Raw genomic sequence first — 16,597 nt, forward strand, 5'->3', positions numbered from 1 at the left:
AGCTCAAATTCGAACTTAGTCCTTTCTTTATCTATTGTTTTTACTTTAGAAATTCAGTACCCACAAGAAGATCAGGAATACTACGAATAGTACCCACATCATCGGGCTGATTTCTTTACCACGCTTAGCAGAAATCATGCAGATTGGGTAAGTAATCATACCCCATGACAAACCATCTGAAATTGAGTAAGTCAATGGCATCCCTAAAATGATTAAGAATGCAGGAACGGCAATTTCCAACTTGTTCCAATGGATATGTGCTGTATTTTGTGCCATTAAAACACCAACGATGATCAAGGCAGGAGCAGTTACTTGACTAGTGAACACGCCCAAAAGTGGACTGAAGATCATTGAAATCAAGAAGAAGATAGCTACAAATACGGCGGTTAAACCAGTACGACCACCAACGGCAATACCGGCACTTGATTCAACGAATGCACCAACTGGTGACGTACCAAGAATAGAACCAACAGCCATCGCACTTGAGTCGGCAGCTAAGGCCTTACCAACACGTGGCATCTTGTTGTTCTTCATGAAACCAGCTTGTTGAGCCAAGCCGATTAAAGTACCAGCAGTATCGAAGAAAGTAACGAGCAAGAAGGTTAAAACAACAACCCACATTTGAACGGTATTAATGTCTTTAATGTGGAATATAGCTTGACCAAAAGTTGGTGCCAAGCTAGGTGCGGTAGAAATGATTTTGTGTGGTAAAGCAATTTGACCGGTGCAGATACCAAATACGGCAGCCAAAACCATACCGATGAAAATAGCACCAGGAACTTGCAAAATCATCAAAATAACAGTTACTAATAAACCGAAAATAGTTACCCAAACGAGTGGGTCATGAAGTGAACCTAAGCCAACCAATGTTGATTTGTTAGCAACGATTAATTTACCATTTTGCAAACCTAAAAAGGCAATGAATAAACCAATACCTGAAGAAATGGCAAACTTTAAGTCGGCTGGAATAGAGTCAATGATCTTTTCTCTTAATTTAAATAAAGTAATTAAGATGAAAATGATTGAAGCAACAAAGACACTAGCTAAAGCTGTTTGCCACTTAACGTGCATCCCAATACATACGGTATATGCAAAGAATGCGTTGATTCCTAATGCAGGTGCTTCACCAATAGGATAATTGGCAACGATCCCCATGATCGCCGTACCAAGGGCACTTGCTAAAGCTGTAGCGGTAAATACGGCACCGGTATTCATGCCTGAGGCACCTAAAACGCTAGGGTTAACGAATAAAATGTACGACATACTAATGAAAGTAGTTAAACCAGCAATAAATTCTACTTTAATGTTGGTCTTGTACTTATCTAATTGAAAATAGTTTTTGATAAAATTCATTATTCTCTCTCCAAAGAATTGTTCGTGTTTTTACTTCTGAGAAGCAACTCTTATACTTTATCATTCAAAAATAAATTTGTAAATACGAATTATAAGAGAAACTTTAGGATAAAATACCCTTGTTTAAAACAAAGCGAATCGGATTGAATTGGCTTTCATTCCCATTCTTTTAGCATTATTCTTAAATATAAGAAGAACTTTGTTAATTTAGAATAAAGGTGAAAAGATGTCCGCAAAACTTATTTTTTCAGATATTGATGACACGTTAATTAATGATGATCTGCAGGTAACGCCTAAGACGCGGGATGCAATTCGCAAGCAGATTATCAAAGGCAATATTTTTGTACCAACATCCGCACGGCTTCCTAAGGGGATGATGACTGCTGTTGGTCAGATTCTGAAGGTTTGCCCGTTAATTGCATATAACGGTGCATTGGCATTGGATGAAACTGGTCGAGCTTTAGTTACTCGTTTCTTTGATGCAAAAAAAGCGGCAGAAATTTGCCGCTATGTCGATGAACAAGATAATAGTTCCGCGTGGAACATTTATAGCGGCTATGTGTGGTACTGTGCCGAAAAAAAGAGTCCCAGAGTAGAGCATGAAGAGAAAATCGTTGATGTGAAAGCAACCCCTGCTTCAATTGAAAAAATAGTGAAATTGCAGGGCGTACACAAGGCTTTAATTATGGGTGAGCCAGAAGATTTGGATCGTATGCAAAAAGAATTGATTGCTAAATTTCCAGATTTGAGTTTTGTTAGATCTTCGAAAATTTTGCTTGAGGTAGTATTAAAGGGCGTAAGCAAAGCTAGTGCAGTTAAGATTCTGGCACAAGAATATAAGGTACCGCTAAAAGATTGTATTGCCTTTGGTGATAACTACAACGATGAAGAAATGTTGGAAGAAGTAGGGCATCCGTATTTGATGGGCAACGCTCCAGTAGATTTGCAGAAGAAATTCGGCAGCGATCATATAACCCTAGATAATAATCATGATGGCATTGCACAGGTACTAGATGATTTGGAATAAAATAAAAATGCGTTAGGAAAACATCCTAACGCGTTTATTATTTCCTGGGGAATTATGCCTCGATTTGAATGTCAGTAGATTTATCCCAATCTTCTGGCAATTTACCCATTTCTTTTAATTTAGCTGTAATTTGTTCAAGTACTGTTTGCTTATCTTCTGGATTAGCCATGAAATCAAGCTTGTCACCATCAATTTCCATCTTAGGTGAATAATCATAGTTTTCATACCATGGCTTATAGTAACGAAGCAATCTCTTGTAGTAATCTTCCAAACTTGAATCATAGCTCAGCTGCTCGTATGGACGACCACGCTTCTTAATCCGTTTGATCATCGTATCATATGAGACATTGATATGAACAAGCAGATCAGGATTCTTCTTAGGCATTCTCTTCAATTCGCCCATCATGTTGTGCAAGAGTTCATAGTAGGTGTCCACTTCTTCAGAAGTAGCACGACCGATGTCTGCATTCATTTGGAAGAAAAGAGCGTCTTCGTAGATAGAACGGTCTAAAACGTTATTATCTTGAGTAAGAGCATCTTTAATGCTGTGAAAGCGTGTATTCAAGAAATATACTTGCAATAAGAATGCGTATTTTTTAGGATCAGCGTAAAAAAGTGGCAAGACTGGATTGTCGTCAACACTTTCGTAGAATGGCTTGGTTCCCAAATATTTGGATAAAATACCTGTTAAACTGGATTTTCCGGCTCCAATTGGCCCGCTTAAAACAATAACTGTCATCACGTTCCTTCTTTTTATCTATATCTATAAGTTGCCGATTTGGTGCAACTTCTCGTCAATTTCTTTGAGTACTTCACGTTGAGCATCCATGTTAGTAACGAAGTCGAGTTTGTTACCGTTGATCATCATCTTAGGGGATGCATCGTAATTCTTGTACCATGGTTCGTAGTATTTCAAAAGTCTAGCATAATAATCTTTCAATCCTGGATCAGAGCTGATTTGTTCAAAAGCTCGACCACGCTTCTTAATTCTTGCAAGCATGGTATCAAGCGAAACATGGATGTAGATTAATAGATCAGGCTTCTTGCTTGGATTGCCTGGCGTATCTTCCATCATATTTTCAAGCAGATCATCATAGATTTTGAACTCGGTTGGATCAGCTACTTTGCTGTCAGCGTTCATCTTGAAGAACAAAGCATCTTCATAGATAGAACGGTCAGAAACACTATTTTTCTCTTGAATAGCTTGATTAATCTGTGCTAAACGGTGGTTGAGCAAGTAGGTATTAAGCAAAAAAGTGTAACGCTTCATATCTTTGTAATACAAAGGCAAAACTGGATTGCTATCAACACCTTCATAAAAAGCTTGTGTACCTAAATGCTCAGCTAAAATACTAGTTAAACTGGATTTTCCGGCTCCAATTGGCCCACTTAAAACAATAACTTGAATCACATTCTTTCTACCAGATATAGGGTTGCTTTAATAGTTTAGTCAATATCTGGTAGTCACGCAAGGACTTTTTCAATTAGCTAAATGGGTGAAAAGTCAATAGAATAAATGATGTTTTACAAAAAAATCGGATAGAAATGAAATATACTTCACTTTGTGTAAAAAATAGGTAAAAAGTGAAATATGTTTCATTTTAAACAAAAAATACTGTTAAAATGAAGTATAATTCAATTAGGCAATATTTTTTGTTAGAAATGAAGTATGATTCACTATGTTAAAAAGAACCTACTATTTAAATCAATTAAAAGATTTGACCAATAATGATTTTGTAAAAGTTATTACTGGAGTTAGAAGAAGCGGCAAGTCCGTTTTATTAATGCAGTATCGTGATTATCTAAAAGAAAATGACGTTCCACCGGAAGATATTATTTATCTTAATATGGAAAGTTATGAAATGAGTATGGTTAGAGATGAAGCTACTCTTCATAAAGTATTAGATCCATTAATGCCGAAAAACCATCATTTTTATCTACTACTTGATGAAATTCAGAATGTGGATGGCTGGCAAAGAGTGATCAATGGCGTTCGTGTATCTTTTGACTGCGATATTACAGTCACTGGCTCTAACGCTAAGATGCTTTCAGGTGAGCTTGCAACTATGCTTAGTGGTCGATATGTTCAAATTCCAATTTATCCATTTTCATTCAAAGAATTCTTGCAAGTTAAAGGAATTAGCGAAGATTCTGATCGTCTGATCAAAGCTTTTCGTGAATATCGTAATTATGGTGGCTTCCCAGCTGTAGTACTTGCTAAAGAGAATATTAAAGATACTATTTTATCAGGAATCTACGATGCAGTAATCTTGAATGATGTAGCCGCAAGAGGAAACTTACGTGACATTTCGGTGCTACGTGACATTGTGGGCTTTTTGGCAGATGACGTAGGGCAACTCATTAAGCCAACTAAGATTGCTAACACATTAACCAGTAATCAAATAAAAACAAATGTCCATACCGTTCAAAGATACATGGACTTACTGGAAGACGCTTTTCTTTTTTATAAAGTGGACCAGTATGATCTACGTGGTAAAAAGTTCTTATCTAATAATGGCAAATACTTTATTGTAGATACAGGGCTTAGACGTCAAGCGATAGGTAGACGAGCAGGCAATTATGGAAATCAACTAGAGAATATTGTGTATTTAGAGTTAAAAAGACGTGGTTATGATGTTAGCGTAGGTAAATTGGACGATGTCGAAATTGACTTTATTGCTAGAAAAGTCGATGATGTTGAATATATTCAAGTAACTCGGCAGATTCCAGAAAACACGCATGAAACAGATAACCTTCTGAAGTTGAAAACAGGTTTTAAGAGAATGGTAATTACCGAGGAAATACCTGAAAATACTAGAATTGAAGGTATCCCAATTGTAAATGTGGTTGATTGGTTATTAGACAACAAAAACGGCTAGGTATAATTTTACCTAACCGTTTTTCTTTAAAATAAATATGTTTTAGTTCTTATACTTATCGTCTAATTCTTGGGCAGCTGCCGTATCAAGAATGACAGTTACATCTGGGTGCTTTTGCAAAATAGAAGCAGGTACGTCTTCAGTAACTGGACCTTCGATCATTTCTTTAATAGCTTTAGCTTTCTTTTCACCAAAGGCCATTAAAATGATCTTCTTAGCTTGCATAATATTAGCAGATCCCATGCAGATAGCGCTCTTTGGTACTTCATCTTCATTATCGAAGAAACGAGAGTTAGCCTTAATTGTATTCTCAGTTAACTTAACCTCGTGAGTTCCTATATCGAATGGAGTACCAGGTTCATTGAAGGCAATATGACCGTTACGGCCGATGCCTAATAATTGAAGATCAATAGGGTGTTCTTTGATTATTTGATCGTATGCTTTGCAAGTAGCAGCAACGTCTTTAGTCATGCCATCGGGGATGTAGGATTTCTTAAAAGGCTTTTTATCAAATAAGTGTTTTTGCATGAAGTAGTGGTAACTTTGAGGATTATCTGGTTTTAAACCAACATATTCATCAAGGTTGATGCTAATAAGATTTTCGCAGTTAAGATCGCTGGCAACGAAACTTTGATAAAGTGTTTCAGGAGTGGAACCAGTAGCTAAGCCTAAAACCTTGGCTCCGTTTCTGATTTCTTTTTCAAAGATTTCAAAAGCTCTTGCTCCACCTTGAATTTTGTTTTCTGTAACGATAACTTTCATAATAAATCCTCCTTACTTACTGGTCTAGTCCATTATAAAATGGAATAGACCATTTTGTCAATTGATAGAAAGAAATAATCTTAACTATGTTAGAATTTGGATAGAGAAAGTGAACGAGGATGGATTTTGAAAAGTTATCAGGTTTAGGCATAGGAACTTGGAATCTGGGTGAAGATCCTAAGAAGAAAAAAGATGAAATAGCAGCTATGCGTTATGGACTAGATAATGGATTAAATATAATCGATACAGCTGAGATGTATGGCGAAGGAAAAAGTGAAAAACTGATAGGTGAGGCAATCAAGGGCTATGATAGAAGCAAACTGTTTTTGATTTCAAAATTCTATCCCTATCATGCAACGCCAGAACTAGAGCGTCAGAGCCTTGAAGCTAGTTTGAAAAGATTAGGTACGGACTATCTAGATTTATACTTACTGCACTGGCGTGGCAGTCACCGTTTATCAGATACGATTCGCGGTTTAGAAGCTTTGCAAAAAGAAGGATTAATTCGTCACTGGGGCGTTTCGAACTTTGATACCAGCGATATGGAAGAGCTGTTTACAGTACCTGGTGGAACAAAGTGCTTTGCCAATGAGGATCTGTACAATTTAAGTGAGCGAGGCACTGAATTTGATTTGCAGGGCTGGCAGGAAAAGCACCACGTCAGCTTTATTGGCTACTCACCATTTAATTCAGGTAAAGGCAACACAATTCGAATCACACAAAACTTGAAGATTGTTGCGCGCGATCATGGCGTTACGCCACACCAGATTATGCTTGCTTGGACGATGCGGAATGGCAATGTCCTTTCAATTCCTAAAGCAGGCAAAGTAAAGCATATGAAAGAAAATATTGAAGCACAAAATATCAAATTAACAGATGATGAATTGCGGTTAATTAATAGTGATTTTCCAATGCCAACTGAGAAAACACCATTAGCAGTAATTTAGTATCAAGATATAGTATTTAATCAAGTGCATAGTCACTATATCTTGTGGATAAGTCTGTGAATATGTGTAAAAAAGAGTTGTTCCATGTGGAACAGCTCTTTAATTTTTTATTTTGATTTTGCCAGCTAGTATTTTTTGCTTTGCGATTTGTGCGTTCTTCCAGGCGTTCGGGTCTATTTGACCAGGGAGGAGTGAAACGGCACCACTACGCAGACCGTATACTAGCTTTTTACCGGCAGGAAAGTTATCTTGATAAGCCTGACTCGCAATATCTTTAGTCGCTACATTAACACCGGTAATTACAGAAGTTAAAACAAAGTTGGCTTCTTGACCACCTTTGGCGAAATAATTACCCAGGTCAGATTGATCTGCATCAACGCCAATTACCCAAACTTTATCTTTGGCGGGGCGAGCTTGATTAATGAATTTTGCTTCTTTAAATAATCCGTTACCAGCACCGCCTGCTGCATGAAAAATAATATCAGCGCCCTTGCCGTACATCCCGCTGGCGATGCTTTTAGCTTTATTTGTATCAGTAAAATTGCCTACATATTGATGAAAAACAGTGATCTTTTTATGCATCTTTTTAGCTTGATCTTGTACGCCCTGGGTGAAACCTGAACTGAATGAGTTAATAATGCCACTTTTGGAACCACCGATAAAACCAACTCGACCAGTCTTGCATTCACTAGCAGCAACAACACCAGCTAAATAAGCACCCTCATCTTTTCTAAAAGTGACAGAGGCTACATTTTTGTGATTCTTAATGACATCGTCGATGATCACAAAGTTTTTATTAGGATAACGTTTAGCTGCAGTTGAGATATCATCTTTTAATTTATAGCCAATGCCAAAAATTGTTTGATATTTAGTTTTAACAGCTTTAGCGATGTTTTTTGAAAAGTCACCAGAGTTTTTAGATTGGAAGTATTGATAGCCATTTCTCCCTTGGTTTAACTTATATTCTTGACCGTAATCCTTGAAACCTTCCCATGCGGATTGGTTGAAAGAATGGTCATTAATACCGCTGCCGTCCGTGATTAGAGCGATCGATTTTGAACTAGAATTTTCTGCTTTATTTTGATTAGCACAGCCTGTCAGTGTAGTCGCAGTTAATAAGATCAATAAAATTGCTTTTTTAAACTTCATAATAATTCCCTTTTTTAGTTAATTGTACAGGAAAGCAAGTATATTTACTGCAAAAATTCCCTATTCATGTTTTAATTTTTAAGTAACTTTTTGTGAATTGGAGAGAAATAATGAGAAGAGAAGAAACGAAGCGCATGGCAATTACAGCGGTATTTGCTGCAATATTAATCATGCAAACTTTTGTACCTAACATTGGCTACATTAGAATTATCCCAGCACTTCCTGCAATTACCACTATTCCGCTAACAATTGCAGTTTATGGGACATTAATGGGACCAAAAGCAGGATTTATTTTTGGCCTTTTCTGGGGAATTACCCGCTTGATTGTCGCTTATACGCAGCCGGGCGATATGGTTAGCCTAATGCTTTTCCAAAATCCAGTAATTTCGTTAGTGCCTAGCATTTTGGCAGGATACTTTCCTGGATTAATTGCTAAGTATTTAAATCAAACAAAATATGCAAAATTAGGTTATATTTTAAGCGGAGCGGTAACTTCGTTGACTAATACCATTATGGTGATTGTGCTAACCAGCTTATTCTTTATGCATGACCCAGCTAGCTTAGTACATTATCTGGGCAACTATAGTTCAAGTACGCCATTAATTCTGATATTAATTATGGCGTTAGGAGTTAATGGCATATTTGAAGCTATATTTACTGCAGTAGTTGTCCCAATTATTGTTACACCGCTGAATTTAGTAATGAAAAGAGCATAGAAAAAAAGAGACGCAACGCGTCTCTTTTTCTATTGAGCTTATTCACTTCGTAAAGCAATTGCGGCATCTTTTTTGGCTGCCATTCTGGCAGGGATATGACCACCCAGCAGGGTGAGTACGGTTGATACAATGATTAAAATCAATGCAGCCATCGGATCTAGCTGTGCTACATTTGCTAAATCGGTCAGCTTGTAGATGATGCTGTTGATTGGGAAGGTGAGCAGGTAGGCGATAAAGATACCTAACACGCCAGAAAAGACGCCAAGGATAAACGTTTCAGCGTCAAATACACGTGTAATATCTTTCTTACGAGCACCTAAAGCCTTTAATACACCAATTTCTTTAGTTCTCTCAAGAACTGAAGTGTAGGTCAAGATACCAATCATGATCATTGAGGTAATCAATGAAATGGCAGCAAAAGCAACCAAGATGGTAGTAATTCCGCTTAGCAGACCACCAGTCATTGAGGTTACAGCACTCGACATATCGGTGTAAACGATCTTGTCGGCTTTCTTTTTGCCCTTGTTCCATTTATCAAGATAATCAAGAACTTTATCTTTATCGTCAAAGTTGTTGGGATAAATCATGATGCCAGTAGGGATGCTTGAACCGCCGAGAGTTTGCATAGTAGCTTTTTTCTCATTAGCGTTTAGTTTTTGATTGGTTAAAACGCTGCGGTTGCTCTTCTTTTGTGCTTTAACAATAGCTGAATTCATATTGTCATCGATAACTTGTTTTGAAAGCTGATCGCTGTACGCAATTCCCGTTGATAATAAAGCCATTGAGTCTGAATTCTTGGGACGAATTACACCAGCCAAACGCAACTTAGTTTTTGCATTATCAAACATGGATTGGCTAATCTTCTTAGGGATAAACATTCCTGTAGGCAATTCTTGATAGTAGTCATTGTTAGAAACAACTCTAAAAGTTTTGCCGACTAATTTATCAAATTTAACTTGATCATTATCGTCGACATCAAAACCAAGATTTTTTAAAGAATTGATGTTAACGGTATTTTTATTATCGGTTACTAAAACAAGATCTGTTGCTTTGGTTGGCCAGCTACCTGATAGCAATTGATAGTTTTGCTTTAGGAATGAGCCTTTGTTTTTGTTCAAAGTAGTTGGAAAAACAGAGGTACCAATACCCATAGTACTCATAGCTTGCGCACGCATTTGCACGATAGATGCGCTTTGATCTGGATCCGCGTTTGAGAACTGTACGCGTTCAATCTTGCCATTAACTTTAGATAGCAAGTTCAGATTCACGCCTCGTTGGTAGGAAATATTATTGGCGTAATTAGGATTGATATTCTTAATATAATCAACATACTTTTCGGTAATCTTATTGGTATGTTGCGCCTGTTGATTCTGATCCTTTTGTGCTGTTATGTAGCCCCGATTTTTGACGTTCTTGTCAGATTCTTTCCGCTGATTGGCAGTAGTTATATCGGTAGCAGTTTGCGAGATGGAAATAGGGTACTTGGCAAGTGCCTTGCTCATTGTCGTGTTGATTTGTTTTTGAAAACCATTAGAGATGGCTAAAACAACCGCAATGGAGATAATGCCGATACTGGAAGCAAAGGCAGTTAAGATAGTTCGACCCTTTTTAGTCATAATGTTGGTAAAACTAAGCTTAATTGCGTTCCAGTAAGACATTTTGGTCCGCTTTAAATTAAATTGATCGTTTTCTTCTTGTGGTTCAAAAGGTTGAGAGTCATGGCGAATCTTTCCATCTTGGAAGTTAACGATTCTGGTCGCATACTGCTCTGCTAGTTCTGGATTGTGCGTAACCATGATAACCAGACGATCCTTAGAAAGCTTTTTAATTAGCTTCATGATCTGGACAGAGGTCTCTGTATCTAAGGCTCCCGTTGGTTCATCACAAAGCAAAATATCAGGATCATTGGCTAAAGCTCGTGCAATGGCTACACGCTGCATTTGTCCACCAGATAATTGGTTGGGACGTTTATTAATGTGTTCTTTTAAACCAACTTGAGTTAAAGCATTAAGTGCCTTTTCTCGCCGCTTTTTTGCAGGAACACCAGAAAGATCCATTCCCAATTCAACATTCGCAATAATTGAAAGGTGGGGAATCAGATTGTAGTTTTGAAAAATAAAGCCGACGGTGTTGTTGCGATAAGCATCCCAGTCAGTTTCTTTAAAATTCTTAGTTGATTTACCATTGATAATTAAATCGCCTTTATCGTAGCGATCAAGTCCGCCGATTACATTCAGCATAGTTGTTTTACCAGAACCACTAGGTCCTAAAATAGCAACAAATTCTTGATCACGGAAGGAAATGGTAACATCATCCAAGGCATGAGTGACATTGTCACCAACTTTGTATGATTTAAAAATATGTTTTAACTGTAGCATTTCGTTTTCCCTTCTAATTAGTTTTAGAGGACGTTAAATTTAACGAGTCCCGTTGCAGCTAAAATAGCTTGCAGGATGAAGAATAAAACTAATAATCCCATGATAACGAAATGGCGGCGTTTATGCATGACAAACACACCGGCAAATTCTCGAATTACGGCATTAGGCAAGTAGTAAAAACGGGTAAAAGCCCCAACACCATTGGCTTTCAAGCCTACTTCTTTTGCCAAAAGGCCTGCTCTGAAAATATGATAATTGTTACTAAAGAAGGTAGCTCTAAACTTGTTGCTGCCAAAATCTTTAATGGCTAAGCGTTTAGAGAAAAGCATGTTTTGGTAAGTATTTTTTGATTGATCCTCAATCAGAATTTGATCAGGTGAAACGCCACGGTGGTGAGCAAAACGGGCCATTGCCAAGCCCTCAGAGATTTTTTCATCAGGACCTTGTCCGCCAGACATAATGAGAATTGGCCGTTTTCTGCCTTTTTGGTATTGACGGTTGGAATATTGAATAGCACGGTTAATGCAGGCTGCCAGCAATTTGGAAACTTGATCGCCATTGATTAAGCCGGCTCCAAGAACGATCAGATAATCTTGCTTGTAACGGCGTGGATAGATCTGGTACAAGAGTAAGTTAAGTAGGAAGTTGTATAAAACCAATCCCAGATAAATAGCAATCGCTGGAATGGAAGCGAGCAAAGCGCTAAGCCAGTGTGGCAGATATTGTCCTGGTCCAAAGAGAAAGATAATGCTGAGGACTAAGGCAATCACCCCGGAAATCAAGGTTAGCAAATTGGGCAGAGTATGACTTTCGTATTTCCAAACGAAATAGGCATTCCAGAATAGGAAGAGCCAAGCAAAAATTAATAGCATGGTTATACAGAAGAAGACAGCTAGAACAAAGAAGTCATAAGCTCGTTGCAGGCCATGACTCGTGCTTTTATGAACCATCACGGTGATCCACGATACCATTGAAATTAAGAAGATGGTGAATAAAACACCATTGATGAGGCGTCGTGGCTCAACTAGCCATGATATTAAAAACACTAAAAAGATCAGTAGCATGAAAACTGATATATAAAAAAATTCACCGCGTCTCCCCAAAAAAGCGATGATCTCATTCAACATATGTAGTCCTCCTTAGGCTTTTTTAATTATTTCCATTATAATGGAAATAATACATAAAAGCTTAAAGAATCAAGGTGTGAATGAAAAAATGAGGAAAATAGGACATTACCTGGGGAATATTGCCGGTGCAATTTTAGCTTTTGCATTGTATATTACACTGCAGCTATTTTATTTTACGCCGCAAAGAATTCACTTAGGGAATATGCGTGTGTTCGTTACGGCTTTAGTAACGGTAATTATTTTGTTTGTGATTGCGTATCTGTATCGCGGGCAATTAAAGGAAAATAATCTCTGGGGATTCAATGAAAGTCCACACTGGGATTCAAGTAGAGTTTTGACTGCTTTGATCGGCTTTGTCTTGATTATAGTAAGTTCTGCTATGATGCTTAAATTTGTAGGTGGCGGTGTTTCTGAAAATCAAGAAAGTTTGAATAAAATAGCAGAGCACAATGAAGGCCTGTTTAGAATTATGGTGGTATTCATTGCGCCGTTTTGTGAGGAATTGATTTTTAGAGGGATGTTCTTCAACATCTTCTTTACTAAGCCAACGAAGATAAATAAATGGTTGGGAATTGCAGCTAGTGGCTTTTTGTTTGCTTATATGCATGATCCAACTTTTAGCAAATTTATTTTGGTTTATTGGGTGTTAGGGATCATCTTAGCCTGGGTTTATATGCAGACGAAGGATATCCGATACTCAATGCTTGTGCACATGTGCTATAACGGCATGGGATTTATTTAATGATAAAAAGAGGGCTAACTGTTAGTCCTTTTTTGCTTTATCTATAAATTTCTATGCACTTTTGCCAAAATCTTCAAGACCAGTAATTTGATAGGTCTTAATAATTGTTTTGGCTTTATCCAGATCTTCCTGTTTTTTATTAAAATGATAGTCAATAAGATATTTTTGCAAAGCAATATATGTTTTGGGTAAATATAAATCTGGTATCGCAGGTAATTTATCAGCAATTTTTAAGAAAGGTAAAGCTTCTTTATAATGTTTTTCTTCAAGTAGTTGTGAAAGTAAATTACTTAAAATTCCAGTAATCGCCAATAGCTCTTTATCATTGTTAAACTGATCGATTTTGTGAATTATTTGGTTAGTCAGCATGATATTAGTTTTGTAATCATAGAATGTCATAAAGTTGGTATAAAGTTCTAATTTGAATCTAGTGAAATTTGGAATGCTAAAAATTTTATCTTTTAAAGCTCGGATAACATTTTTATCTGGTTGATAGTTGTCGTTTAAATCTTCTTTTACTAATTCAATAAAACCTTTATGTACTAAAATGAAAGCTTCTTTTTGTTTGAGCGGCACGTCCAATTTTTCAATAGTGCGAATAACTTCTTTAATTCGACCGATATCAGAATGATATACGGCATCGATTGATATTTTGGTTAAAGAATTTAATTCTTTATGAAAATCATCCTTTTTATCCTCTAATTCTTTGAAAAAATCGGTGGTCGAGATGTCATTATGTTTAAGCAGAGCGAGTAAATCTTCCGCGGCAATGCGATGCTGATTTTTTTCAACTTTTGCATAATAGGAAGTACTAATAATGTTGCCAGCCCATTCCTTCTGGGTTTTGTTTTCAGCTAATCGTTTTTCTTTGAGTAGTTCACCAATAGTCATGTTTTTCTCCTAAAAATGTCATATACGCCATTTTTGAATTTTAACCTCATTTTCATATTATTATAATTTCAACAAGAAACGAAATAAAGAAAAAGAGGTTAGACATTATGAACGTATTTCTTAAAAATAGTGATTACAGAAGATTTTCAGTAGCAAGTTTTCTTTCCAGCGCAGGTGATATTCTTTTTTACTTGGCATTCATGACTTACGCAAGTAAGTTAAAGAATTACTCCTTAGCACTTTCATTAATTGCAATTTCTGAATCAGTACCAAGATTATTTGAAATCTTTGGCGGCTACTTAGCTGATAGAACTAAGAAAAAGTTCCAAAACATCTTCTTAGCAGCTGTTGTTCGTTTTGTTCTCTACGGTTTAGTAGGACTGCTTTTTATCAGCAAGGTTTCACAATGGAATTTGGTAATTATCATTGTGATCGTTAACTTTTTATCAGACACGATTGGTTCATACTCAGGTGGCTTAGTGACACCATTAATTGTTGATATTGTTGGTAAAAAGGATTACGGCGAAGCAGCCGGCTTCACTAGCGGTGTTAGTCAAGTTATCAGTATGAGTGCCCAATTCGTTGGTTCAGCACTTTTGTTGGTAATGTCATACTCAAATTTAGCATTTTTGAATGCAGCAACTTTCTTATTAGCAGGTTTGTTGTTTGCAAGTGTTGGTTTGAAGCATAAGAGAGATGAAAAGCCACTTGAAAGCAAAGAAGTAAATGACCAAAAATTCTTTGCGACTATGAAGTCATCTTTTAGCCAAGTTAAGAAACAACAAGGCTTATTGACAATCGTTTTAGTAATTGCGTTGCTCAATGGTTCATTAATGACTATCGAACCATTGAACACAATCGTGATGGCAGCTCACCGTTCAACTATGATCATTGGTACTTACAGTTTTACCTTAGCTTTGTTTGGCGTAATCTCAGGCGCAGGAATGGCATTAGGCTCAATGTTTGGACCACAATTGCTTAAAAAAGTTTCAGTTTTCGCATTAACAATTGCTGCATGCAGCTTAAGCGTAGTAGCCACTGCCGCATTATTCACCGCTAACATTTACGTGGTTTTGGTTACATTCTTCTTATTAGCAGCTACAGTTGGCGTAACTTCTATCAAATTAGAGCAATGGCTTGTTACTTCAGTGGAACACAAGATTTTGGCTTCAACTGCTGGTTTGTTAAACACAATTTTAACAGTAGCCGGTCCGGCAATGACTACCTTGATGACGACTGTTTCTGGTGCAACTGGTGTTGGCGTGGCTTTGACTATCTTAGTTGCAATCGAAGCTATGACCTTAGTTACTACAGTCGTAATGGTTGTGAAGATGAAGAAAAATAGAGTAAAAAAAAGTAAAAGTGAAACAGTAGCTGCTTAACTTGTAGTAGAAAATAGAATGTCTAATTAAAAAAGACTGGCTTCTTTGAAAAGTCAGTCTTTTTATATGGTTATATTGAAAAATTGATTTTATTTGTTTGCAGCAGCTTGTGCTTCTTCTGGTGTGTTGGATGGAGTTAATTTAACACTATTTTCAACTCGTTGCACATCATTAACTTTGACATATGCACCTTTATCATAAATATTTGTACTTGCAGCTATTTCATGTGTTGCATACTCTATATAACTTATTTCATCACCAATAGTAAATGGTGTAAGGTGATAAAATTCTTCCGCTTTGTTTTCACTTGGAACCCAAATGTGAACTAACTTATCAACTTGCCACCACTTATAGTTTTTCTTCATTTTTGCATTCAAAGATGCACCATTCTCATTGTATAAATCAGCAGCTTGAGGGAATCTAATGAGTGAAAAGTTTTCAAGATCATAATCATGAGCAGTGATCTTCTTAGCGACTTTAACTCCCATAGAGTAAATCCAATTATTTGTACCTTTAATGCGGTAAATAGCTTGGTCTCCACCAAATTGACCAATATAACCGGCAACTTTATCAGCACGAGAACCTTTTTCTAAGTAATCGACTGTGAACTTTTCACCGTTCTTTGCATTTCTAACTTGAACAACATTACCGTTTTGGCTAAAGGTAATAATTGGTGTACCAAGACTGTCATTTACCGTTACAGTAGTTTCTTCGTTACCTACCGGTTGAGTATTATTGGCTGGTTTGTTGGTAGTGGTATTTGATGAAGTATTATTATCACTACCTGGTGCCATTACTGTATTAGCCTTGATAACTGGCCCTAAGTTGTATGATTTAACATATTGCTTAGCTGGTCCACCTACTCTAAAATAGTGCTTGCCGTTCTTGAATCTGTAAGAACCACCGTAAGTAGTGATTGTTTGACCTTTGTATAACTTCCACTTGTTTTGATAACTAGTGCGACGAGTAGAGGTTCTGTAGATATAAGTATTGTGCGTAATTTTTCTAGTTACACCGTCAATATTGGTAGCCTTTAGATATTGATCTTTGTCAGCAACTTTATAGTAAATAGTACCATCAATTTTTACAGGACTAGATACTAATTTAGCATAGCTGTATGCATTATATTTTGTGCCAGTACTATTGCCATCTTTGTTATAAGCAATAGAAGTGTGCATAATCATTTTGTTAGTGACATTGGTATCTGCCGCTTGAACTGTGTGAGCATTAGCAGAAACGCTCAT

15 protein-coding genes are annotated in these 16,597 nt (G+C 36.9%); 6 read left to right on the forward strand and 9 right to left on the reverse strand.

Going from position 1 to position 16,597, the window contains the following annotated elements:
* Nucleotides 1-45 precede the first annotated feature (45 nt).
* On the reverse strand, nt 46-1,353 hold the full coding sequence (locus FC57_RS03910; protein ID WP_007125882.1) for an NCS2 family permease: 1,308 nt from the start codon (nt 1,351-1,353) through the stop codon (nt 46-48).
* Nucleotides 1,354-1,579: 226 nt separating this feature from the next.
* On the opposite strand from FC57_RS03910, the gene FC57_RS03915 reads away from it, so the two are divergent.
* The gene (locus FC57_RS03915; protein ID WP_007125883.1) at nt 1,580-2,380 is read left to right on the forward strand and encodes a Cof-type HAD-IIB family hydrolase; all 801 of its coding nucleotides are present in this window, start codon (nt 1,580-1,582) and stop codon (nt 2,378-2,380) included.
* 52 nt (nt 2,381-2,432) lie between these two features.
* On the opposite strand, the gene FC57_RS03920 is transcribed toward FC57_RS03915, so the two are convergent.
* Both FC57_RS03920 and FC57_RS03925 read right to left on the reverse strand, forming a co-directional pair.
* The gene (locus FC57_RS03920; protein ID WP_007125884.1) at nt 2,433-3,119 is read right to left on the reverse strand and encodes a deoxynucleoside kinase; all 687 of its coding nucleotides are present in this window, start codon (nt 3,117-3,119) and stop codon (nt 2,433-2,435) included.
* A gap of 24 nt (nt 3,120-3,143) precedes the next feature.
* Nucleotides 3,144-3,791 carry a deoxynucleoside kinase gene (locus FC57_RS03925; protein ID WP_007125885.1) on the reverse strand — a complete coding sequence of 216 codons (648 nt, stop codon included), beginning with the start codon at nt 3,789-3,791 and terminating at the stop codon, nt 3,144-3,146.
* A gap of 268 nt (nt 3,792-4,059) precedes the next feature.
* Here FC57_RS03925 and FC57_RS03930 point away from each other — a divergent pair, with 268 nt between their 5' ends.
* Nucleotides 4,060-5,259, forward strand: coding sequence for an ATP-binding protein (locus FC57_RS03930; RefSeq protein WP_007125886.1), 1,200 nt, complete (start codon nt 4,060-4,062; stop codon nt 5,257-5,259).
* A gap of 42 nt (nt 5,260-5,301) precedes the next feature.
* Here FC57_RS03930 and nagB read toward each other — a convergent pair whose 3' ends face one another.
* A complete protein-coding gene (gene nagB / locus FC57_RS03935; RefSeq protein ID WP_007125887.1) occupies nt 5,302-6,021 on the reverse strand; it encodes a glucosamine-6-phosphate deaminase in 720 nt (239 codons plus the stop codon).
* Between the two features lie 119 nt (nt 6,022-6,140).
* On the opposite strand from nagB, the gene FC57_RS03940 reads away from it, so the two are divergent.
* Nucleotides 6,141-6,968 carry an aldo/keto reductase gene (locus FC57_RS03940; protein ID WP_007125888.1) on the forward strand — a complete coding sequence of 276 codons (828 nt, stop codon included), beginning with the start codon at nt 6,141-6,143 and terminating at the stop codon, nt 6,966-6,968.
* A 99-nt stretch (nt 6,969-7,067) separates the two neighbouring features.
* On the opposite strand, the gene FC57_RS03945 is transcribed toward FC57_RS03940, so the two are convergent.
* Nucleotides 7,068-8,117, reverse strand: a complete 1,050-nt coding sequence (locus FC57_RS03945) for a BMP family lipoprotein (RefSeq protein ID WP_007125889.1) — start codon at nt 8,115-8,117, stop codon at nt 7,068-7,070.
* Between the two features lie 110 nt (nt 8,118-8,227).
* On the opposite strand from FC57_RS03945, the gene FC57_RS03950 reads away from it, so the two are divergent.
* The gene (locus tag FC57_RS03950) at nt 8,228-8,833 is read left to right on the forward strand and encodes an ECF transporter S component (protein WP_007125890.1); all 606 of its coding nucleotides are present in this window, start codon (nt 8,228-8,230) and stop codon (nt 8,831-8,833) included.
* Between the two features lie 38 nt (nt 8,834-8,871).
* Here FC57_RS03950 and FC57_RS03955 read toward each other — a convergent pair whose 3' ends face one another.
* Entirely contained in the window at nt 8,872-11,211 is a 2,340-nt protein-coding gene (locus FC57_RS03955) for an ABC transporter ATP-binding protein/permease (RefSeq protein WP_007125891.1), read from the reverse strand.
* A 23-nt stretch (nt 11,212-11,234) separates the two neighbouring features.
* Entirely contained in the window at nt 11,235-12,338 is a 1,104-nt protein-coding gene (locus FC57_RS03960; RefSeq protein ID WP_007125892.1) for a YdcF family protein, read from the reverse strand.
* Between the two features lie 88 nt (nt 12,339-12,426).
* Between FC57_RS03960 and FC57_RS03965 the strand changes: the two genes are divergently transcribed.
* Nucleotides 12,427-13,080: a CPBP family intramembrane glutamic endopeptidase gene (locus tag FC57_RS03965; protein WP_040529497.1), complete on the forward strand. Its 654-nt coding sequence runs from the start codon at nt 12,427-12,429 to the stop codon at nt 13,078-13,080.
* 51 nt (nt 13,081-13,131) lie between these two features.
* Here the strand turns inward: FC57_RS03965 and FC57_RS03970 are convergent, their stop codons facing one another.
* Entirely contained in the window at nt 13,132-13,971 is an 840-nt protein-coding gene (locus tag FC57_RS03970) for a helix-turn-helix domain-containing protein (RefSeq protein ID WP_007125894.1), read from the reverse strand.
* 107 nt (nt 13,972-14,078) lie between these two features.
* On the opposite strand from FC57_RS03970, the gene FC57_RS03975 reads away from it, so the two are divergent.
* Nucleotides 14,079-15,353 (forward strand): MFS transporter, encoded by a 1,275-nt coding sequence (locus FC57_RS03975; protein WP_007125895.1) that lies wholly within the window; start codon nt 14,079-14,081, stop codon nt 15,351-15,353.
* Between the two features lie 89 nt (nt 15,354-15,442).
* Here FC57_RS03975 and FC57_RS03980 read toward each other — a convergent pair.
* On the reverse strand, nt 15,443-16,597 hold a 1,155-nt coding region (locus FC57_RS03980; RefSeq protein WP_056990012.1), incomplete at its 5' end, for an SLAP domain-containing protein.

Origin of the sequence: Lactobacillus ultunensis DSM 16047 (assembly GCF_001436305.1) — a bacterium.
GTDB classification, from domain to species: domain Bacteria; phylum Bacillota; class Bacilli; order Lactobacillales; family Lactobacillaceae; genus Lactobacillus; species Lactobacillus ultunensis.